Genomic DNA, 22,184 nt, shown 5'->3' on the forward strand with positions numbered 1-22,184 from the left:
AATACGTGTTGCCAATTGTCCATGAATTGCGCAATATTCCCATGAACTGTGCATTCCTGTATGGAACTCTGCATTATTTCCATGAACTGTGTAGTAACTTCGATTAGTGAATGTCCCATCGCTTCGAAAATATGGTTTTAATCGTACAAGACATTTTTGTTTCCATTTTCCGATGGTTGTTTTTTGCTATCGATCATTTTAAATGCGTGAAAATGTCGGAAAAACATGCACATTTTCAACAATGATGTGTCATCGTAGAGGATATATGGCGGTTCTTTGCGATTATATGGCGCATCTTCGCAATTATATGGCGCATCCTCGCAATTATATGGCGCGTCTTCGCAATTATGTGGCGATTCTTCGCAGTTATATGGCGCATCTCGAATTATGTTATGTGCCACAAAATTCAATTATGTGCTGGAATCGTGAATTATGTTGGTCTTCCGCAACGGTGGACCAAGCAGTTATTGCACAGTTTAGTTCAACTACGTCTATACTTAAAACCCAACCACTTTAAAACTAGCCACCCTGTAACCGTTCTTCTTTTAGAGTAGAATCTTTTGTTATAGCCCGCCCTTTTTTAATGTGCTTTAAACTTACCATATGATTCATATAATGGATAATGCTCACATATATTTACATCAACACTAGAAGAAGAGGGTTGATAACTATGCACCATCAACGTGACAAATACAATCAAATTAGTATCGTTTCGCTTCTTCTTGCATTCCTTATTGGACTCTTTGCAATGATCAAGTCATATCAGCTAATTATTTTATTTTCTCTTTACCTACTTACATTAAGTATTGTGACGGAAGCACTACTATTAAATATGTCACTCCGAAAGACAGAAAGTATCAAACAACTTATCCGTGGTCTAATCTTATTTATTTTAATATCGTATTTATTCATCAAATTTGTCAGAGGCTCATAACAGTTTCATCATGGCATAGCCAAATAAAATCCATCCAATCAAAAACACGATCCCACCAAAAGGAGTAATCATCGCCAAAGAGCGAACCCCTGTTGTAGAGTATAAATATAAGCTGCCGGAAAATAAAATAATTCCTAATATAAACAACCACCCAGCCCATAATAGTGCACTAGACTGTAGTTTAAATAGGGCAACCCCTGTAATAAGTAAACTAACAGTATGAAACATTTGATAATGTACCGCTTTTTCCCATGTTTTCAATGCTTGATCAGAAATTTTTCCTTCTAAGCCATGTGCTCCAAATGCTCCTAGAGCGACAGCCAAAAAGCCATTTACTGCACCAATTACTAAAAATGCCTTCATTCTATTCTATCCTTTCTTCTCAAATTTTTTGTAAAAACAGTTATACCCTTCTTAGAAATCGAAAATAGACGATTGGTCATCTGGAATGTGTTTCGTGGCGGTCTGTCCCTCCGCACTTTTCTGTTCATTGTTTAGAGTAGTAACTTCATTTATTTTCGGTTGATGTTCCCCTTCATATTCATCTAAAATTAACTCGCTTAAAAGTTTTACCTTCGATATATGATTGATCACTTCTAAGTTATTATGCATGGAATTTTTGGCTGCTTGTAGTTCTTCCATCATTTTATTGATCACTGTATCTTTTGATATTGTCATAGTTTAAACCTCCACTTATCAGTATAGCATTATCGCTTTTACATTTGCATTATATACTTTCCAACGACGAATAAGTCTTATCTTTATAAGATAAGACTGGTGATCTACCTCTATTTATTTGGTTTCCATTTTTAACTCTTCTTCCTTCTTATGCTTCTCATAAACCCACTTCAAAAAATCAATTTCTTGTTGTTTCAGTTCCCTGTCGAGTTTCTTCTTTGTCATTTCATACATTTCTATCCATCCGACCACACGACAGACCCCTTTCCACAAAACACCAATTTTCATTTATTATACAATTGACTATCTAATTTATCAATATGTTTTCTGGATAGATGATAAAAAAATGTGCTCTAAATGGGGCACCTTCATAAAAGAAGAACGTTTTTTTCATTTTTGAGACACATGTCCTTTATCTCTGAATAGCTATTGTCTTATAATGAGATAACTACGTAGGGAGATGTAAATGCATGATAAAACTTTTTAGATGACGAATTACGTACCTCATATATAGATCAATATAACCTTGCTTCCATATTTCCAATTTCAAACCTGGATATGTCGCTATATGCGTTCAAATCAAAAAAAATTTTATGCATGGAGGGAGAGCAATTAAAAAACATTTTTTACTTGTGAAAGGAAAAGTAAAAAACTATAAATCTCTCCTAGATGGAAAACAACTCATTGTCGCATTTAATTCTCACAATTTTCGATATTCAGATGAGGAAGAATGCTAACTGCTTAACATGTGCAGTTACTTGGGGAAGCCACTCCAAAGAAAAGCTTCAAAGTGAAAATCCAACATATCTTATTGATGATGTACAAGCTCTTCTAAAAATATAACCGTAATGGTAGTTTGGTGAGATAAAATAATATGGAAGAACAATACTATTTTAATCAGTATTGTTCTATTGCTATATTCATCAACCGCTTAGGCAGTATGATTATTTTTTTACTGTAACGACTACTTAATAAACAATTTTCTCTCTACATCAGCAAGTACTTCACAACCGTTTTCAGTGACACGGAATGTTTCACTAATTTCAATTCCGTAAGTATCCATCCATATTCCTGGAATCATATGGAAAACCATATTCGGTTGTAAGATTGTCGTATCCCCAGGCCTTAAGCTTGCAGTATGCTCACCCCAATCAGGTGGGTAGTTTAACCCTGTTGAGTAGCCGATACGTGATTCTTTTTCAAATCCTCTTTTTTCAATCGATTTTCGCCATGCAAGTTCTACCTGTTCACAAGTTGTACCAGGCTTAATAACATCTAGTGCTGCTTCAATTCCTTCAATTGCTGCATCTGCTAATTCTTCCATTTCAGGTGTCGGCTGTCCAATAACCAATGTTCGTGCTAATGGTGAATGGTAACGTTTATGACAACCAGCCAATTCTAAAATAACAGGATCTCCTTCTTTGTACTTTTCATCTGTCCACGTTAAATGACAAGCAGATGTTTTTTCTCCGGAAGGTAGTAATGGAACAATGGAAGTATAATCGCCACCAAATTCATCTGTTCCTGAGATTTGTTTATGAAATATATCAGCCACTACATCACATTCACGGACTCCTGCATTTATTTTTTCAATTCCTTTATACATTGTTTGTGTCACGATAGTTGCTGCCTTTTTAATTAGGTCAATTTCACCATCTGACTTCACAATTCGAATCCAATTAACTAGACTTGTTCCATCGACAAATTTCGCATTAGGTAACTTTTTCGTTAATTGAATGTAGTTTTTTGCCGTAAAGTAATATGCGTCATATTCAGCAGCTATCGTTTTATTTGCTTGCCCTTTTTCTTCTATTATATTCGCTACAAAGTCCATCGGGTGTCTTTCTGTTGATTGGACATAATTATCTGGGTATGGAATAATACTCTCTTGTTTTAACCATGTCGTTATTTCAGCGGCACTTGCATCAATTCCACGACCAACCCATATTGGCTCTTCTTCATCAGCGATGACAATTAATAATTGGTGAACATAAAATGACCATGCATCAAAGCCTGTTAAGTAATTCATGTTCGCTGGATCTGTTACTAATAAAACATCAATTCCTTGTTTTTCCATACTTTCTTTCGTTTTCGTAAGTCTATTTTTGTATTCGGATACAGAAAAAATTAACATAATTTTCCTCCCTTTCTTTTAGAAAACTTAGCTTTCGCTAAAGAAAACACACCGATTGGCGAGCTGACAGGCGATGACAAAGGTGATGTTGCTCTTATGTAAGTAAACTAGCGGATAGCTAGTTTATGACGAAATAAAACACGCCAATTGGCAATCCATTGTAGTAATGACAGAGGCGATATTGCGCTTATGTAACTAAGTGGTTACCTTATTTACCAAGTAGCTAACAGCGAGAACTAAAGTCGTATTTAGGACGCACAATGTTTATAGCGACGAGTAATCGCAATCCTAAAGGCTTTTTCGGTAGGGCGATACTTATTACCAATCCCGGGATATCGTGCTTTTAACCAATGAGTAATAAGCTTTTCTACTCTGCTAAAAATGATCACATATCCATTATTTAACCCATGAAAAAAAGGAGTCCATTTCAAAAAAGATTGAACAATATGAAGTTAGACTCCCCATGAGTAGTGTAAAATTAAATCCGTCTCTATTTATTTTTTGAGCGTGCTTTTATTCACCTAATTCTGCTTCTGCCTCTTCAATTTCTTTTTCAAGCGTTTCTATAATTTCTTTTGCTGCATCGCTTTCTTTCTTGTACTCTTCACGTGCATCCAATGATAATTCTTTAAATGCTTGTCTTTGTTCAGACGTTAGTTCAACAATCTCAATGTCTTCCGTTTTAATACCTTCTAACGCTTTTTCGGCTTCTTCATCCTGCATGTCAAATGACCAGTCATTTACTTCTTGAACTACTTCTCGAATGAGGTCTTGATTTTCTTGTGACAATCCTTCAAAGAAGTCTTGGTTTGCCGCAGTTACAGTCGTATAAATATGATGTTTGGAATCCATTAAGTAGTCTTGAACTTCATGGAAATTACTGCTATACACATAAAACAGTGGGTTTTCTTGCCCGTCAATTCCTTTTGTTTGTAGCATCGTGTAAATTTCTCCAGAATCTGTTGGAGTCGGGTTAGCTCCCATAAGTTCATATGACTTAATAATTAAACTTGTCGGCATCGTTCTCATTTTTACACCTTTCATATCATCAGGTGTTGTAATTTCTTTATTCGCTGTCCACCACATAAATCCTTCTAACCAGAATTTAAATGGTGTAATTCCTTTTTCTTCATACTTTTCAGCTAATGGTCCATATAATGCTTCACTTTCGTTGAGCACTTTTTTATTCACTTCTAAGTTATCAGAGAATAAAAATGGAATAGCCATAATTTGTGATTCTGGGATCACATCTCCCGAAAACCCTGGTGATGTAATGGCAATTTCAATTGCCCCAGTTTGAAGTGACTGTAGAACGTCCATATTACTTCCAAGTTGCCCAGCAGTATAAACATCTACTGTTATGTTTCCATCAGATTTTTCTTCAATTAATTCTTTAAATTTATTTGCATATAAATCTTGTACATCTCCCTGACCTTCTTCATGTGCAAACTTTAAATTAATTTGTTCACCACTTGCTGCTGCATCATCATTTCCACTATCGGTTTCTGCATCTGTATCAGCACCATTGCCAGCATCATCACTATCACCACCACAAGCGATTAAAGCGATTGATAATACAAACATTAACATGAATACATATAGTCCTTTTTTGTTAAACAATACATTTCCTCCTTATATTTTTCTAAAGTTTACGTAAGACCCCCAATTTTAAAGGAAATTAAACACCCCCTATAAAAGGTTTAACGAAGCTATCATTATTAACCACCTTTAGAAGAACCAAAAATATCTTGATATACCATAATTATTTCTGGATAAATAATTAACAGTAAATTAATTGCTAAAAAAATGATTATATATGGGGCAATTCCCCTTACCACTTCTAAATAAGGCTTTTTAAATATCGCACACGCGGTAAAAATATTAACACCGAATGGTGGTGTTACAGTTCCAAGTGTTGCTTGCATCGTTATTAAAATCCCAATAGCAACAGGATGTATATCCGCTGCCATTGCAATAGGGAAGAAAATTGGTGTTAAAATAGCTATTGCAACTAATGAGTCTACAAACATACAGGATATTAAAAAGAATAAAGACATAATCAACAAAATTTGAAGTTGAGTAGGGTCATTCCCTAAAAAAGTCTCTGTTAGCATTTGTGGAATCCGCAAATAAGAGATAATCCAAGAAAATGCTCCACCTGCTGCCAGTAAAATAAACACAATACTCGTTACTACCCCTGTTGATACTGCAATTCGATAAATATCTTTAATTTTTATCGATCTGTAAATAACTAATTCTAACAACATTGCATACAATACCGAAAATGCCGCAGCCTCAGTTGGACTGAACATTCCTGTATAAATACCACCAAGAATTAGGACTGGGAATCCAAAAGTCAAGAGAGCTTTTCTAAATGAATACCAACGCTGTCCCCAAGTTGCCTTTGGCTCAACTGGAATATCTTTCTTTATTGCAATAAAGAATTCCCATAAAGCAAATCCTACAAAAACCATTAACCCGGGAATAATTCCAGCAATAAATAAATCCCCTACTGACGTTCCTGTCAACATACCGTAATAAATCATCACAATACTTGGAGGTATCAAAATTGCAATACCAGCAGAGTTAATAATTAGTCCAATAATATGAGAATCTTTATATCCATATTCTAATGCCCTGTTTCTCATCGGGCGTCCAATCGCAGCAATGGTTGCTTGCGCTGATCCTGAAACTGATCCAAACATCGTACTTGTTGCGGCGGCAACAATACCTGTTCCTCCACGAATATGTCCAAATAAATCTTTGACAAAATCTAGTAACCTATTTGCTGTTCGTCCCTCTACGATAATATCAGCAGCAAAAATGAACATTGGAATTGCTAATAAGACATAAGATTCAACACTACTCGATAATTGTTGGACAAATATAACAAAGCTAACATCCGGTGCAAAAACGATCATCATTAAAAGTGCTGAAACTAGTAATACGATCATGATTGGGAAGTTAAGAAATAACATTACGAACAACAAAGCAATAATTAACCATAACATGTCTATATATCCCCTCCACTCTTTAAAATTAATACGTTATTTTTCCTCGACTTTAGTTAGTAACCGATCAAAGAAATCGACGATATATCGAACAGTCGCTAAAAAGAAACCGATTGGAATAACCATCATGGTTAAATATAATGGTATACGTAAAATGGTTGATACTTGATTCAATATATACAAATGGATAACGTATTCGATTGCTAAATACGTACAAAATGCTAAGACAAGAGCGGAAAGTAAGTTGATAAAAATGGATAAGACACGTTGCATTTTTAATGACATCATATCGTAAAAGCCAGACATTTCAATATGCATCTTTTTCCTAGCTGCATATCCAAGCCCCATAAAGGTTAAAACAATAATACCAACCTTTCCAATTTCCTCTGTAAAGGGCCAACTTTTATTAAAAAAATAACGACTGATCGCATTTCCAACTAACATTAAACTCATTAAAATAGTCGTTATGCTTAGTATGCCTTTCTCTACCTTTTCCCACAGTAAGTCAATTTTCTGCAAAATTTTCATCTCAGACACCCCCCTTAAAATTGCGTCAAATCCTGTTAAACGCTTTCAAATCAACATAATTCATTGAAACGACATTTCACTTATTGATAAGAAATACGTAACAATGTCTAATTCTTTATCTATAAAATAATTCACCGAAACCTTTTATTTGTGTTCCCACACCACTTAATCTTAATGAATGCCAAAAAGTAGCCTGATTTGAGGTAATCACGGGTTTTTGTAAATCCTCTTCTAGTTCTTGAATCATATGGACAGCTTGTAATCCTGTACAAGAAATAAACAATGCGTCTGCATCATCTGTGTTTGCATTAATGGCCATGCGATAGATCGTATTACTATCTAGATTAGAAATTTCATAGTCATTCATGATCCCTAGTCCAGTTATATTCGTAACGGTTAGACCACTTTCTGTAAAATAACGATGTGCTAACTTATTTACTTCCTCGGAATATGGAGTTGCAATGGCGATATGTTTAACTTGTAAAGCTTTGGTCGCCTCCATAACCGCTGTCGTCGTTGTAGTACACGGAATATTAGCAATATTCTCCATTCGATTAATCATTTGACGATCATATTTTACGCCATTTACAAAACTACCACTTGTACAACCGAAAGCAATGACGTTTAAAGGTGCCTGAGCTAGTAATCTTGTTGCTCGAATGGCATCTTCTTCTAAACTAGACAGATCATCGATAGAAAAATGCTCTGGTTGATCTGACAACGCAATTCTTGTAGTATGAGTCGTTACTCCTTTTGGTGCCATATGGTAGAATTCAACTTCCATGGAGTAAGCTGAAGCGATATAAATTAAACCAATTTTTGCTCTCCAACCGTATGGTAAATCCCCCAATCATACCCTCTCCTTTCCTCTTGATGTTTTGTTTTTTAATGCATGTACGTTTTTTACTTTGGAAGTAGGGAATGATTACATTTCACTATTGAATAACTTTAATTATAGAAATCGTATTATTGTAAATCAATGTTTAATTTGTAAGAATATATTATCTCTATATCAGACAATTTGTTTAATAGCTTTTATTATGAATGCTTTTGTAGCACTTATGCTGTAAAAAAGTTTATACTTTCTTATTTGCATAGAAAGGCGAAGTGTCATTTTTACGAGACTTTTTAAACAACCTCTATTATGTGTAAAAAAAACAGGGGAGTAGTGTGTTACTCCACCTGTATTTTATTCATTATAATACTGCCTGAATAGACTCATTCACAATAGTAATCATTTCATCCATCTGTTCTTTATTAATGATGAACGGCGGAGCGAATGCTAAAGTGTCTTGACCATCATATACGACTGCACGGCAGATTAATCCTCTTTTTAAAGCTTCAGCAACAATTTTTGGTGTTACGGGCTCAACATCTGCTGATTCTCTTTCCAGACTAATTGCACCTAAAAGGCCAATACCTCTAACATCAATTACTTGTTTATTCTGTTCTTTAATCCACTCAAAACCTTCTAACATATGTTTGCCCATTGTACGAACATTTTCAATTAGATTTTCATTCTCAATAATTTCTAGGTTTTTAAGTGCTACTGCTGCTGCAGTCGGATGGCCACTATATGTGTATCCGTGCCAAAAGTTACCTTCTGTTTTTTCATAAATTTCTTTATGCAATTTTTCAGAAATAACCATACCTCCAAGTGGCGCATAACCACTTGTGACACCTTTTGCCATCGTAATAATATCTGGTACGATTCCGAAATTCTCCATACCGAAGTTTGTTCCAGTACGACCAAATCCACAAATTACTTCATCTGATATGATTAAAATATCATTTTCATCACAAATTTTTCGTATTTCTTTAAAATAACTGTCTTCAGGTAAATTCACTCCACCTGAACCTTGAACTGGTTCTGAAATAAAGGCTGCAATTGTATCTGCACCTTCTTTTTCAATCATTTCTTTCAATGATTCTATCGTACTATCAACATAGTAAAAGTCTGGTGCAATTGATGTTGTGAATGTATGGAATTCAGGAATACCCGTTGCACTCGTGGCTCCCATTGCTACCCCATGATACGATTTTTTACGAGAAATGATTTTTTTCTTTTCAGGCTTCCCATTTATTTTCCAATAATGACGCACTGTTTTAAATGCCGTATCATTCGCTTCCGATCCACCTGATGTAAAGAATGTTACATTCAAATCACCTGGCGTCCATTTAGCAACTTCAGCTGCAAGTCTAATGATTGGTTCATGGCTCCAATTACTAAATGCTGAAGTAAAGGCTAATTTACCCATTTGCTCTTTTGCTACTTCACCAAGTTCTTCTCTTCCATGCCCAATGTTAACATTCCATAATGAAGATAAACTATCAATTAATGTTCTACCTTCTACATCTTTTAGATAGATTCCGTCCCCTTCTGTAAAAATAAAAGCAGGACCTTCTTCTTGTAGTTGTTTCATGTTTGACGTCGGATGGATAAAATGCTTTTTATCCAATTCCACTAATTCATTTTTTAATTTTTCATTTGTAACTACTGAAGCCATATTATTTCCTCCTAAGTGTCATTTGATCAAAATTACCCACTTATTTGTACAATGAACGAAGGAATTCTGTAAGAAAATGAACCATTTTTACCCTACTCGCATTTATACTTGGTTATTGTACATGGTATAATTTTAGATTTCAAATGATATAAATATTGTTTTTTTGTAAATTCCCTCGCTATTTCACTCGTCATGCCGATTAGAGGTGTTCAAAAATACCGGTAAAAAGGATCGAAAAGTTCAAGGCGGCGTCGCTTTGAGGAACGGATTTTCACAGGATGTGATGACTTCCGTGTTGCCCACAGGACGTGGGCGAATGTAACGGAAGATCCTCTGAAGCTTTTCCATACGTGAGTACCTAAAAAAGCAAGCCAACGCAGAAATTCGATGCGTCATTTTTGTTGGGGTTTTTGAACATCCCACTTTTGAGCAATTTATAATTTAAATTGAATTACTTTTGGTTCGGTCATTTCTTGAATCGTATATTTTACTCCTTCACGCCCAAGTCCAGATCCTTTTACACCACCGAAAGGCATTCCATCAATTCGATAATCACTACTATCATTGATCATTAAACCACCTACTTCTAATCGCTTGATTGCTTCAAAGGCTAGTTTAATATCTTTTGTGAAAATTCCGGCCTGTAAGCCATAGTTTACGTCATTAGCTTTTTCAATTGCTTCGTCAAGATCCTTCACTTGGAACAATAACACGACAGGTCCAAATATTTCTTCTTTCGCAATTTTTGCATCAGTCGAAACATTTGTTAAAACCGTAGGGGAATAAAAAGCCCCATCTCTTTTTCCGCCAGTTAATAAAGTTGCCCCTTCATCTAGTGCTTCATTTACCCACTCTTCTACACGGATTGCTTCCTTCTCACTAATAAGTGGCCCCATATTGGTCGCTTCATCCTTTTTATCCCCTACTTTATACGTATTTGTTTTGGTGATAAATTTTTGGACAAATTCATCAAAGTTAGACTCTGTAACAAAAATTCGTTGTACACCTAAACAATTTTGCCCAACTGCCCAAAATGCACCTGATACACAACTGCTAACTGTATCCTCTATATTAGCATCGTCTAAAACGATTACCGGTGAATTAGAGCCTAATTCCATGCTTAACTTTTTCAGGCCTGCTTTTTTAGCAATTTGTTCTCCTGTTTCAAGTCCACCTGTAAACGAAACCATACGAATGGAAGGGTGTGAAATTAATATGTCGCCTATTTCACTTCCACTACCGGTAATGACGGATAATACTTTTTCAGGTAATCCCGCAGCATCAAATGCCTCCGCTAAAAGGATCGCACTTATTGGCGTAAGTGTTGCTGGTTTAACGATGATCGCATTACCTGATGCAACTGCTGGGCCAATTTTATGAGCCACTAAATTTAATGGGTCATTAAACGGTGTAATAGCAGCAATGATCCCAATTGGAAATTTATAATAATATCCAACACGATTTTCATGTCCTGGCATTTGATCAAAAGGGATAGTCTCCCCGTTGATTCGTCTTGCCTCTTCTGCGGAAATACGTAGTGTATCCACACATCTTGACACTTCTGCCCTTGCTTCTGTAATTGTTTTACTTCCTTCACTTGCAATTGTTTCAGCATATAGTTCACTATGTTCAAGTACATAGTCTGCTGCTTTATTCAAAATAGAAAGTCGTTCATGTACAGGCATTTGTGCGGCAATTTTTGCACCCTCTTCAGCTGCCTCTATAGCATGTAACATATCCTCTTTTGTCGCTTTTGGTACTGTTGAAAAAATTGTATTATCTTGAGGGTCATAGACATTAATCGTCTCTTCTTTCTCGATCCACCTACCACCAATTAACATCCTTTTTCCCTTGATCTTAGTCATCATACTTTCACGCACCTCTCTGAATAGAATTCCTTTTTAAAGGATGATGTGATTCTTCACGTTTTAAAAAACGATTCACCGCTGCTACGAATATTGCTGTTCCAATCGGCAAACAATTTTCATCAATGTCAAAAATTGGTGTGTGAAGATCACGGTCTAATCCATCTTCAAGTGAACAGCCTAGGAAAAACATGGATCCCGGAATCTCTTCAGTCATATACCCGAAATCTTCACCACCCATTCCAAACGGCTCCCAATGAATATGCATATCTGGATAAATTTCACTTATCGCTTGTTCAATAACCATATTCACTTCCATATGATTATTTAATGCAGGTTCACCTTTTTCTAGTTCAAACTCATAGGAACCTCCGAACGTTTCCACCAGTTTAAAAACTTGCTCTACTTCTTCTGCCAACTTTTCTCGAGCTTCTGGGGAGTAGGAGCGTAATGTTCCCTCTACTTTCACTTCAGCTGGAATCACATTACTAACAGCACCTGCTTCTATTTTTCCAATACTGGCGGCAACGATGTCTAATGGGGATATTCTTCGTCCGACAGTTCCGTAAAATGTTTGTAAAACTGCCCCTAACATCCATAATGGATCCGTCGCTAAATGGGGATATCCACCGTGACCACCTGTTCCTTTAATCGTTGCCTCAAATACATCTACATTCGCCATACTAAAACCAGTATTCATTTGCACAACCCCGACTGGATGCCAAGGACAAACATGTAAAGCGATAACCGATTCAACATCTTGTAATACTCCATCGCGGATCATATACGGAGCACCAGAAAGTCCATGTTCATCTGTACTTTCTTCTGCAGGTTGGAAAATAAACTTCACAGTCCCTGTTAATTGCCCTTTATTAAATTGTTCCGATAGTAAATGGACAGCACCAAGTAACATTGCGGTATGTGCATCGTGACCGCAAGCGTGCATAACCCCTTCATGCTTTGAAACGAAAGAGTGATCATTTTCTTCTTTGATTGGTAATGCGTCCATATCCGCTCGGACAGCTATTGTAGGCCCATGACCAGAAGTAAGTGTTGCAACTACACCATGCCCACCAACATTCGTTTCAATTTTAATATTGTCGATCTTTTTAAGTTCGTTTACGACAAATTTTGCTGTTTCAACTTCCTCAAAACTAAGCTCGGGATGTTCATGTAAATAACGACGCCAAAACTTTAATTGGTCAAATAAGGATTCAGCTCCTTTTACTATTTTCACATCACATCAACTCACTTTTCTTCTGTTAATTTTTTATAGGCATAAAGTGCAATTCTAGTATCTTGTGCACCTGTGCCGGTTAGATCAGCTACTGTAATATCATCAACTTTTTTTCTCGCCATTTCTTTTTGCGAGGTGATCTCACCTAACTCCACAATGCCGTCCGTTTTTTCAACTATGTTTTGTTCTAAAGCCGAACGCAATTCCCCGAGTACTTCACATTGAGAAATAACATCACATACGTACAGGTTAGCCTTTCGTAAAATTTCCGGGTCCAGTTCTTGCTTATGTTCTGCATCTGAACCCATTGCTGTAATATGTGTTCCAGGTTGAACCCATTCACTTTGTATGACCGGTTCGGTTGCAGGAGTAGTTGTAATGACGATATCACTATTTTTAACTACACTTTCTGCATTTTCTTTTATCGTTACTTTTACTTGTAGTTTTTCTTCCATTTCATGTTTAAATTCAAGAAGTCGTTTTTTAGTTCGGCCACAAACATTAATTTCCTTAAAATGACGAACTTCCCTTAAAGCCATTAATTGATAACGAGCTTGGGCTCCTGCCCCGATTACACCAACTGTATGAACTTTTTCTTTTGCCATATATTTAGCTGCAACAGCGCCTGCTGCAGCAGTACGTATATCAGTTAAATAACCATTGTCGTATAAGAGTGCTTCTGGCTGTCCGTTTAAAGCATTGATTAAAAACATTAATCCGCCTGTACTTGGCAAACCAAGTTTGTAATTATTAAAAAACCCTGATGAAACTTTTAAAGCGAACATCTCATGTCCAGGAATATACGCAGTCTTCACATCGACTTCTCCATTATTTTCTGGAATATCCACACGCATAATTGGTGGCATTTGAACATTTTTAGACTGTAAATCGGTGAAAGCCCCTTCAACCTCTTGAATGACTTCATCGTTTATTTGTACATATTTCCTAATTTCCTCTTCTGTGAAAATTAACATCGACATGCCCCCTTAACCACTTATAAAACAATTTCAGCTTGAAAATATCGTACCTCTATTATAAGATTCATTCCTTATTGGAAACAATTGCTACAATGTATGAACTTTTCATGACAGTTTATATACAAATTGTATGAAATTGTTCATTTTGTATTTTTAGTCCGTCTATTTCTCTGTTTAACTGTTCGTAGAATGAAAAAACCCCTAGCAATTTTTTCGCTAAGAGTCCATGTGATAATGAAAATTTTCTGTTGTTTTTAAAGCACCTGTTAACCATACTTTAATACTAATATTTAATAAGAAAACATCGTCTGGGTTATCAAGTGATAAATTGGTTAAACTTTCTATTTTCCTTAAACGATATAATAATGATTGGCGGTGTAAATTTAAAATTCGTGCTGCCTGACTAACATTGCCGTTTTGATTATCGTAAGCGATAAATGTGTCGATTAAATCCATTTCTCGTTTTTGTTCGTATTCAATGAGTGGAGCAATGGTCGCTAAGGTTATATCACGAACTTCATGATTGTTCGCTAGATGGAGAAGCAAGCGATTTAATTGGGTGTCTTCAAAACTAATTCGTTGTCCAGGTCCTTTTTGTTTTCTACCCATATCAAGTGCTGAACTAGCCTTTTTATAGCTTTCATGAAATTGCATGATTCCGTCCAAATGCATACCGATTCCCCACGAAAAAAGTACTCCTGGTATGAGCGCGTTTAATCGTTTATCTACCAAATCTAAAAAGTGATGAACGGTACTATGTTCCTCATTTTTGGATTCTAAATAAATAATGAGTCGATCATCATCAAATGTAAATGCAACTGTTTTATTTACTACCGAAGCTGCATATCGTACTTCTTCTTCAATATAGTAAATAATATTTTTAAAGCCAAAGTCTTGCCCACCGTATTGCCCTTCTGAAAAACTATCGAAATTTTCTGAATACCCAACCATACATATATACGGTACGTTCAGATTATAGCCGAAAAGTTTCGCTCGTGACTGAATGTTATCATCAAAAATCATTTGTGGCGTTTTTGCTAATCCCCAAATAAATTCATTTCGAAGGCGAATCTCCGTTTTTACAATTGCATCCTCACGAGAAATCCATAAAGCTGTTGCAGCGGACAAGCTTTCCATTACTTGAAGGGCATTATTTGTTAGCAAATTTTTATTTTTCATTAAAATAATAAAATACCCTTGTGCTAAATTTCTAGATCCAGATGTAATTTCTTTTTTAAGTAAATACCCATCTTCATAGGCAACCTTTTGAATATGTCTGAAAGATGATTCATCCATATTGATCTCATCATCTGTCTCAAAACTATACCAGAGGTCAATCATTTTTTCCGGATCTGCTCCTGATGATTTTGCCCGCCCTTTGCTATCAGCAAATACAATGGCACAATCTAATTCACGTTCGACAAATTTAATAATTTCCGATAGGTCTTTTCCGTGAATAACGAAATCTATGAGCATCTTCTGTGTTTGTCGAGCCTTTTCTGAAAAGCTTTCTTGCCTTCTATTTATTTCTTTCATCGTTTCTCTTTGAATATCTGCAAATCTTAATTCCCAAGGTAATTCGATGAGGACGAATCTTTTTTCCTCTGCAAAATCAATAATGGTATCTGGAATATCAAATATATAACGTCCAATGGCGATTCCTAGAGCCGAGGCCCCAGACTCATAAACATCTTTAACAAATTGAAACAATAATTCAGGTTCATTTTCACAACCCATTCCAGTCGTAAGGACAAATTCTTGTTTTCTAACAAAGTTTTCTACGGGACCTTCGATTGCCGACATCCATTCTACATCACGCTTATCTAATATTTCGATTCCAGTTCTTACTTTTGCCGTATTGAAAATAGGGAGATTCACAATTTCCTGTACAGTTATAGGCATTTCTTCACTCTCCATTTCATGTGATAACAAAAGCTAGATGATTTTTTTCATTACGGATGGATCAACATTATTTCCAGTAATTATTGTGGCAACTTCTTTACCAGCTTCTTTTATTTTACCACTTACTATAGCCCCAACACCAGTTGCAGCAGCCCCTTCTACGATAAAGCGGTGTTCATGAAGCATAAAAGCCATCCCTTTAGCAATCTCTTCTTCAGAAAGTAACACAAATTCATCGATTAAATGTTGTACCATTGGAAATGTGTATTGATTATCTAACCCTATTCCACCAAGTAAACTATCTGCTAACGTATCTTGCTCTTTTAGCGAAACAGGCTTGTTTGCGCGAACACTTTCAAACATAACTGGACTTCTTTCCATGGAAACACCGATCAGTTTTATCTTCGGGTTATTCTTTTTTAACACGAAAGCAATACCCGCAAATAATCCTCCCCCAGATACAGGAATGATCGCCGTATCTATATGCGGAAGATGATGAAGTAGTTCTAATCCTATTGTTCCTTGACCAGCTATAACGAATGGATCATCAAAAGGTTTAATGACAGTCAATCCATGTTCCTTTTCTAACTTATAACTATACTGTTCAGCCTCATCTTGACTATCTCCAACCTTGATCACTTCCGCTCCTAATTGTTGTAATTTATCTACTTTTGCTTGCGGTACACGATTGGAAATACAAATAAGCGCTTTCACTCCTAATGTGTTTGCAACATAAGCTACTGCTAGACCATGATTGCCAGTCGAAAAGGTCGTCACCCCTTTTGCTCTTTCTTCCATTGTTAAAGAGAGCAGCTTGTTTGCTGCTCCCCTTATTTTAAATGCACCTATTTCATGCATATTTTCTAACTTTAAATGAACGGAGGCACCTAACAGTTCTCCTAACTTTGGACTTGAAATAAGTGGTGTCTCGGAAACGATATTACTTATGCGCTTTCTCGCTTGCCATACAGATGGCATTGTTACATCTTTTTCAAAACGTTGATTCCCCATACCTCTACCACCTTTTAATATTATTTATTTGTTGGTATTGGTTCCCCTGCAATTCCTGGCCGAGTCATTTCAAATGGATCTAGTATTTGGTCGATCGCCACTTCTGATAAAATATTATCTCTTAATACGATGTCCCGTACGGATACTCCTGTTTCTAACGCTTCTTTTGCTACTTTGGTTGCAATTTTATAGCCGACATGTGGATTTAATGCAGTAATGACACCAATACTTTGATCAACATATGCTTTACATACTTCTATATTCGCTTCGATTCCTTCAATACAATACTTTCTAAATGCATCAAGTACCTGATTCATCATCCGTAATGACTGATGGAGATTAAAGATAAGGACTGGCTCCATTACATTTAGTTCAAACTGACCAGCTTCAGATGCCATAGAAATTGTTTGATCATTCCCCACTACTTGAAAAGCTACTTGGTTCACAACTTCACATATGACAGGATTTATTTTACCTGGCATAATGGATGAACCTGGCTGACGGGCTGGAATATTAATTTCAGCAAATCCTGCTCTAGGTCCGGAAGACATCAATCGTAAATCATTGGCGATTTTCGACATATTGATCATACAAATTTTTAATGCAGAAGACACTTCTGTATACGCATCTGTATTCTGGGTTGCATCAACTAGATCTTCGGCATTTTTAAAAGGAACTCCTGTCAGTTCTCTTAAAATTTCTACAGACCTTCTCATATAACTTGGGTCTGCATTAAGTCCCGTTCCAACTGCAGTTGCTCCCAAGTTTACTTCTAGAAGTCCTTCATGGAGTTTACTAATTCTTTTTAAATCGCGTGATAAGACTCGTCCATAAGCTTGGAACTCTTGTCCTAAGCGAATTGGTACGGCATCTTGTAAATGCGTGCGACCCATTTTAATTACATGGTCAAATTCTTTTCCTTTATCAAAAAAAGTAGCCGAAAGTCGTTTAAGTGTTTCTTCTAATCGCTCAATAAATTGTAATGTAGCAATATGGATAGCAGTCGGAAAAGCATCATTCGTTGATTGAGCCATATTTACGTGAATATTTGGATGGATCACATCATACTCGCCTTTTTCTCTTCCGATCAATTCAAGTGCACGATTGGCAATGACTTCATTTGCGTTCATATTAACAGACGTTCCCGCACCACCTTGAATTGGGTCGACGATAAATTGATCATGCAAATTCCCGGAAATCACTTCATCTGCCGCACTAACGATAGCATTTCCAATCGTGTGGTCTAGGCTTCCAACTTCCATATTCGCAAGTGCTGCCGCTTTTTTCACTAAAGAAATTGCCACGATCAACTCTGGTTCAATGGTGTATCCTGTAATATTAAAATTTTCACGTGCTCTCACTGTTTGAATCCCGTAATAAGCGGAAGCAGGAACCTCCTTTTGTCCTAATAGATCTTCCTCAACACGATTTTGATTTACTACCATCTGCAATCATTTCCTCCTGATTTGGCGCTAATAATAAGCATCTCATTATATTTTATAGACTACCGCAATTTGATTTTATTATCTAAAGCGGGCAGTTTTTCTTATATCCATCTCGATTATATATTCTTTTTATTTAGTTTTCAATCCGATTTTAGAAAACTTTGACGTTTTCGTCTAAGGTTGTAGGGACAGTAATCTATTGAATCACTTCTTCAAGAACCTTTGCATTGTTATTTTCTTCGTCTTTTGCTCCAAATAATAATGTAATATCTTTATCTGTTTCCTTTATTATTTCTTTCAACTTGATAAAAGCTTCTTGTTGATCACCTTGTTTTAATTCTTCTTTATATTTCTCTTTAAATTGTGCAAATTTTTTACCCTCATGATTAAACCACTTTCTTAATTCATTTGAAGGACCAAGTTCTTTTAACCAATAATCTAACTGTGCCTCTTCTTTTGATACACCCCTTGGCCATAATCGATCCACTAAAATCCTTATTCCGCCATCTTCTTTCATTTTATCATATATTCGCCTTGTCTTAATTTTGGTCATTCCGATCCTCCTCTTATTATTTTTCCTCTCCTTTATTCTTATTCCCTAAATCAGATAAAAACCAACCGGCAATTGCGATAATAAGTAAGCCGAGATAAAATGTCATTTTCCAACCGGTTGAATGGACAAATTGTTCTGAAATAATATTAACTTCCTCATGCCCTAAGACGAGAACGGCAAGTTTTATTCCTACCCAACCAACAATAACAAATGCCGCTACTTCAAGGCCTGGGCGTCGATTTAATAAATCCACAAACATGTTTGCAGCAAAGCGCATGATAATAACACCGATCATTCCACCTGCAAAAATAACGAGAAATTGTCCGCCATCGAGACTCCCAATAGTGAAAATTCCCGATGGTGGGAGAGCGACAGCTAATGCAACTGCAGCCAGAATCGAATCTACTGCAAATGCAAGATCTGCAACTTCTACTTTTGCTACAGTCATCCAGAAACCACTCCCTGATTTCTTTGTTTTTTTCACATTATCTTTATTCATTGCTTTATCAGCCAAGTGTTTTATCGATATATATAGTAAATAAGCCGCTCCAATTGCCTGCACTTGCCAGACATCGACAAGAAAAGAAATAATAAATAAGGAACCAAATCGAAGAATAAATGCACCTGCTAAACCATAAAACAACGCTCTCTTTCTTTGTTTTTCTGGTAAATGTTTTACCATAATTGCCAGTACGAGTGCATTGTCAGCAGCTAATAACCCTTCCAAACCAATTAAAATAACTAACACCCATAAATATTCCACTAATAATTGTATGTCCACTGACATGTCTCCCTTATGTAAATTTGGAAAATCAAAAAACCTTTACCTTATTATGCTTGAAAGCAAAATGATTATCATTTCGCTAACAAACAAATAATGGTAAAGGTCTTGCTAACAACTTAGTTGCCAGTTAAGCCGGAGATTTCTCTCGGAATGACGACATTAACTGTACAGCTACTCCCCTTTATTTAATTACCTATTTTTTTAAGTTAAATGTAACGGTTGTACAATTATTTCTTGTAACGATTTTTCTAATGTGGATAATCGCTCATCTACTTCTTTCTCTGTTTTACCATAAGCACCGTAATACCATTTAACTTTCGGTTCTGTTCCTGAAGGACGTAAACATATCCAACATTGATCTTCTAATATATATTTTACCACATTTTCCTTAGGCAAATAAACTTTTTCCATTTTATTTTGACCATTTTTATATATTCTCGTGCTTTGTAAATAATCTTCCACATAAATTGTCTTCATATTACCATATGCCTGTTGCTCGTTGTGACGAAAATCATTGACGATCGAGGCAATTTTTTCTTGTCCCTCTAGCCCGTTCAATGTTAATGCATCCAATCCTTCTTTAAAATAACCATGCTTTTTATATAACTTTTCTAATGCATCAACTAAAGTCATGCCTTTGTTTTTCCAAAACTCAGCCATTTCACATGCCATCACTGCGGCCTGGACTGCATCTTTATCACGAGTAAAACTACTTATTAAATAACCATAGCTTTCTTCATACCCAAAAATAAACGTTTCACCAGTTGCATCAAATTCATTGATTTTTTCACCAATATATTTGAATCCTGTTAACGTATCGATCGTTTTTACTCCGTATTCATTCGCAATGGAACGACCAAGTTCCGTCGTTACGATCGTTTTAATCATTCGAGCATTTTTTAACACATGTTTATTTGTGTGCATTAAAAGATAATCAAGCATTAATGACCCAAGTTGATTTCCTGTTAAGATCACATACTTGTTTTCATTATTTTTCACTGCAACTCCAAGTCTGTCGGCATCGGGGTCAGTCGCAAGTAATATATCAGCGTCTATCTCATCCCCTAATTTTATTGCTTCTTTAAAGGCTTGTTTTTCTTCTGGGTTAGGAGATTGCACGGTTGAAAATTCCGGATCTGGTATAGCTTGCTCATCCACGACATGGATATGTTTAAACTGTAATTGCTTTAATCCATTTCTGACTAATGGTAATCCAGTTCCATGAAGCGGAGTTAAGACAATTTTAAGTTCTTTTTCCGCTAGTAACGCCTGTTCATCCATCTTGGAAATTTTTATTAATTGTTCTAAATATGCGTGATCTACTTCGCCATTCATCCACTCTAGTAAATTGTTTTCAACTAAATGTTTTTCAGTCAGCACTTCAATATGAAGCTCATCTTCTACTTGTTGAATATGGTGAATAATTTCATTTGCTTCGTCTAATGAAATTTGACTTCCTTCTTCATTATATACTTTAAAGCCGTTATACTCAGGAGGGTTATGACTTGCGGTAATCATGATTCCTGCAACGGTACCTAAATAACGAACTGCAAAAGAGAGTAATGGAGTCGGTTTTATTTCTTCGAATACATAAGCTTTTATACCATGTACCCCAAGAACTTTTGCTGCTTCAATAGCAAATTCTTTGGACATATACCGTGAATCATAGGCAATGACAACTCCACGGTCCCTATAGTTTACCCGATTTTCCTCTAAATAAAATGCCAATCCTTTTACAGCTTTTCGAATGGTATAAATGTTCATTCGATTGATCCCAGGTCCTAAAACACCACGCATCCCACCCGTGCCAAATGTTAATTGCTCATAAAAAGCATCTTGTAGTTCATTTTTATTAGATTTCATTTCGATCAATTGTTGTTTTAATATTGGATCTAAATTTTTAGCATCTACCCATTTTCGGAATGCATCTTCCCAGTTAACCAATGGATTTCCTCCCAAGCTACACATTTAGTCAAATAATATCACAAAATAGATAATTGTTCTACTCAAGGATTTTCACTTGTCATACATGTATCAAATCTACTAAACTATTAGTAGGAGTGATGAACATGACTAAAAAAGAATTGGAAGCAAAGTTGTTAGAGTTAAAATCTGACTATATACGAATTCAAGGTGATATGGATAAATTAGAATTTGTAAGAGGTAGAGTGTCTGCAGCTGAAGAACAACTTATTCGTTTAGAAGAGGAAATTGCTGGAGTAAATAAACAACTTGAAAAGCTTGATTTTGATAAATAAAGATTGTGGCTAGGATAAAAAGTGTTTTCGCCAAGGGATGATCCGAATGGTGATGCAAATTTTCATTGGAAAATCTGCATCACCGTTCGGATTTTTCATTTTGCAATATTAAAGCATATTGCACATTATTCATAAACTAACTTCAATTAGCGGGATGTCCCGTCGCTACGGAAATACACTCCGCTTTCCGCGGGCAACACCTCAACTAATTTCAAAAGTTTTATTCAAAACTTTTGAAATGGATTTTCGGCTGTTGCTTTTCCCGCAGGAGTCTCCGTGTATTTCCTTCGCTAGTATGGTGTTAAAAACAGTACGATGTATTTGCTTCCACTATTCTGATGGTTGTTTGGAGCGAAGGAT

20 protein-coding genes are annotated in these 22,184 nt (G+C 36.0%); 2 read left to right on the plus strand and 18 right to left on the minus strand.

Annotated elements, in window-relative coordinates; all coding sequences use genetic code 11:
* Positions 1–670: 670 nt before the first annotated feature.
* A complete protein-coding gene (locus DFR56_RS08525; protein WP_110395013.1) occupies positions 671–934 on the plus strand; it encodes a hypothetical protein in 264 nt (87 codons plus the stop codon).
* Here DFR56_RS08525 and DFR56_RS08530 read toward each other — a convergent pair.
* The 18 genes from DFR56_RS08530 to DFR56_RS08610 all read right to left on the minus strand — a co-directional run bounded on the left by DFR56_RS08530 (position 929) and on the right by DFR56_RS08610 (position 21,510).
* The gene (locus DFR56_RS08530; protein WP_110395014.1) at positions 929–1,297 is read right to left on the minus strand and encodes a DUF423 domain-containing protein; all 369 of its coding nucleotides are present in this window, start codon (positions 1,295–1,297) and stop codon (positions 929–931) included. The two genes, DFR56_RS08525 and DFR56_RS08530, sit on opposite strands and share 6 nt — an antisense overlap.
* 51 nt (positions 1,298–1,348) lie before the next feature.
* Positions 1,349–1,612 (minus strand): DUF5327 family protein, encoded by a 264-nt coding sequence (locus tag DFR56_RS08535; RefSeq protein WP_110395015.1) that lies wholly within the window; start codon positions 1,610–1,612, stop codon positions 1,349–1,351.
* Between the two features lie 114 nt (positions 1,613–1,726).
* A complete protein-coding gene (locus DFR56_RS22910) occupies positions 1,727–1,864 on the minus strand; it encodes a hypothetical protein (protein WP_211320624.1) in 138 nt (45 codons plus the stop codon).
* 712 nt (positions 1,865–2,576) lie between these two features.
* A complete protein-coding gene (locus DFR56_RS08540) occupies positions 2,577–3,746 on the minus strand; it encodes a M24 family metallopeptidase (RefSeq protein ID WP_110395016.1) in 1,170 nt (389 codons plus the stop codon).
* A 513-nt stretch (positions 3,747–4,259) separates the two neighbouring features.
* On the minus strand, positions 4,260–5,366 hold the full coding sequence (dctP, locus tag DFR56_RS08545; RefSeq protein WP_110395017.1) for a TRAP transporter substrate-binding protein DctP: 1,107 nt from the start codon (positions 5,364–5,366) through the stop codon (positions 4,260–4,262).
* 98 nt (positions 5,367–5,464) lie between these two features.
* Positions 5,465–6,757 carry a TRAP transporter large permease gene (locus DFR56_RS08550; protein WP_110395018.1) on the minus strand — a complete coding sequence of 431 codons (1,293 nt, stop codon included), beginning with the start codon at positions 6,755–6,757 and terminating at the stop codon, positions 5,465–5,467.
* Positions 6,758–6,793: 36 nt separating this feature from the next.
* Entirely contained in the window at positions 6,794–7,285 is a 492-nt protein-coding gene (locus DFR56_RS08555) for a TRAP transporter small permease (RefSeq protein WP_110395019.1), read from the minus strand.
* A gap of 115 nt (positions 7,286–7,400) precedes the next feature.
* Positions 7,401–8,135 (minus strand): maleate cis-trans isomerase family protein, encoded by a 735-nt coding sequence (locus DFR56_RS08560; protein WP_110395020.1) that lies wholly within the window; start codon positions 8,133–8,135, stop codon positions 7,401–7,403.
* Positions 8,136–8,481: 346 nt separating this feature from the next.
* Positions 8,482–9,792: an aminotransferase family protein gene (locus DFR56_RS08565; RefSeq protein WP_110395021.1), complete on the minus strand. Its 1,311-nt coding sequence runs from the start codon at positions 9,790–9,792 to the stop codon at positions 8,482–8,484.
* Between the two features lie 434 nt (positions 9,793–10,226).
* Positions 10,227–11,660, minus strand: a complete 1,434-nt coding sequence (locus tag DFR56_RS08570) for an aldehyde dehydrogenase family protein (RefSeq protein ID WP_110395022.1) — start codon at positions 11,658–11,660, stop codon at positions 10,227–10,229.
* Positions 11,661–11,664: 4 nt separating this feature from the next.
* Complete coding sequence (locus tag DFR56_RS08575; protein WP_110395023.1) at positions 11,665–12,894, minus strand: M20 metallopeptidase family protein; 1,230 nt, start codon at positions 12,892–12,894, stop codon at positions 11,665–11,667.
* 11 nt (positions 12,895–12,905) lie between these two features.
* On the minus strand, positions 12,906–13,868 hold the full coding sequence (locus DFR56_RS08580) for a cyclodeaminase (RefSeq protein ID WP_110395024.1): 963 nt from the start codon (positions 13,866–13,868) through the stop codon (positions 12,906–12,908).
* Positions 13,869–14,087: 219 nt separating this feature from the next.
* Complete coding sequence (locus tag DFR56_RS08585; RefSeq protein WP_211320620.1) at positions 14,088–15,773, minus strand: PucR family transcriptional regulator; 1,686 nt, start codon at positions 15,771–15,773, stop codon at positions 14,088–14,090.
* A gap of 33 nt (positions 15,774–15,806) precedes the next feature.
* Complete coding sequence (gene eutB / locus DFR56_RS08590; RefSeq protein ID WP_110395026.1) at positions 15,807–16,784, minus strand: hydroxyectoine utilization dehydratase EutB; 978 nt, start codon at positions 16,782–16,784, stop codon at positions 15,807–15,809.
* A gap of 20 nt (positions 16,785–16,804) precedes the next feature.
* Positions 16,805–18,229 carry an aspartate ammonia-lyase gene (aspA, locus tag DFR56_RS08595; RefSeq protein WP_110395027.1) on the minus strand — a complete coding sequence of 475 codons (1,425 nt, stop codon included), beginning with the start codon at positions 18,227–18,229 and terminating at the stop codon, positions 16,805–16,807.
* A 196-nt stretch (positions 18,230–18,425) separates the two neighbouring features.
* A complete protein-coding gene (locus DFR56_RS08600; protein WP_110395028.1) occupies positions 18,426–18,782 on the minus strand; it encodes a DUF488 domain-containing protein in 357 nt (118 codons plus the stop codon).
* Positions 18,783–18,798: 16 nt separating this feature from the next.
* Complete coding sequence (locus DFR56_RS08605) at positions 18,799–19,563, minus strand: TerC family protein (protein WP_110395029.1); 765 nt, start codon at positions 19,561–19,563, stop codon at positions 18,799–18,801.
* Between the two features lie 204 nt (positions 19,564–19,767).
* Positions 19,768–21,510, minus strand: coding sequence for a phospho-sugar mutase (locus DFR56_RS08610; protein WP_342353152.1), 1,743 nt, complete (start codon positions 21,508–21,510; stop codon positions 19,768–19,770).
* 125 nt (positions 21,511–21,635) lie between these two features.
* Here DFR56_RS08610 and DFR56_RS08615 point away from each other — a divergent pair, with 125 nt between their 5' ends.
* On the plus strand, positions 21,636–21,824 hold the full coding sequence (locus tag DFR56_RS08615; protein ID WP_110395031.1) for an SE1832 family protein: 189 nt from the start codon (positions 21,636–21,638) through the stop codon (positions 21,822–21,824).
* The last annotated feature ends 360 nt before the right edge of the window (positions 21,825–22,184 follow it).

The organism is Pseudogracilibacillus auburnensis (genome assembly GCF_003201975.1).
Taxonomy (GTDB): Bacteria; Bacillota; Bacilli; order Bacillales; family Amphibacillaceae; genus Pseudogracilibacillus; species Pseudogracilibacillus auburnensis.

Excerpts from the sequence above, each read along its gene's own strand:
- DFR56_RS08535 (WP_110395015.1), bottom strand. The coding sequence starts at position 1,612 with ATGACAATATCAAAAGATACAGTGATCAATAAAATGATGGAAGAACTA.
- DFR56_RS08550 (WP_110395018.1), bottom strand. The coding sequence starts at position 6,757 with ATGTTATGGTTAATTATTGCTTTGTTGTTCGTAATGTTATTTCTTAAC.
- DFR56_RS08555 (WP_110395019.1), bottom strand. The coding sequence starts at position 7,285 with ATGAAAATTTTGCAGAAAATTGACTTACTGTGGGAAAAGGTAGAGAAA.
- DFR56_RS08565 (WP_110395021.1), bottom strand. The coding sequence starts at position 9,792 with ATGGCTTCAGTAGTTACAAATGAAAAATTAAAAAATGAATTAGTGGAA.
- DFR56_RS08585 (WP_211320620.1), bottom strand. The coding sequence starts at position 15,773 with ATGCCTATAACTGTACAGGAAATTGTGAATCTCCCTATTTTCAATACG.
- DFR56_RS08540 (WP_110395016.1), bottom strand. The coding sequence starts at position 3,746 with ATGTTAATTTTTTCTGTATCCGAATACAAAAATAGACTTACGAAAACG.
- eutB (WP_110395026.1), bottom strand. The coding sequence starts at position 16,784 with ATGGGGAATCAACGTTTTGAAAAAGATGTAACAATGCCATCTGTATGG.
- DFR56_RS08600 (WP_110395028.1), bottom strand. The coding sequence starts at position 18,782 with ATGACCAAAATTAAGACAAGGCGAATATATGATAAAATGAAAGAAGAT.
- DFR56_RS08580 (WP_110395024.1), bottom strand. The coding sequence starts at position 13,868 with ATGTTAATTTTCACAGAAGAGGAAATTAGGAAATATGTACAAATAAAC.
- DFR56_RS08530 (WP_110395014.1), bottom strand. The coding sequence starts at position 1,297 with ATGAAGGCATTTTTAGTAATTGGTGCAGTAAATGGCTTTTTGGCTGTC.
- DFR56_RS08570 (WP_110395022.1), bottom strand. The coding sequence starts at position 11,660 with ATGATGACTAAGATCAAGGGAAAAAGGATGTTAATTGGTGGTAGGTGG.
- aspA (WP_110395027.1), bottom strand. The coding sequence starts at position 18,229 with ATGGTAGTAAATCAAAATCGTGTTGAGGAAGATCTATTAGGACAAAAG.
- DFR56_RS08615 (WP_110395031.1), top strand. The coding sequence starts at position 21,636 with ATGACTAAAAAAGAATTGGAAGCAAAGTTGTTAGAGTTAAAATCTGAC.
- DFR56_RS08525 (WP_110395013.1), top strand. The coding sequence starts at position 671 with ATGCACCATCAACGTGACAAATACAATCAAATTAGTATCGTTTCGCTT.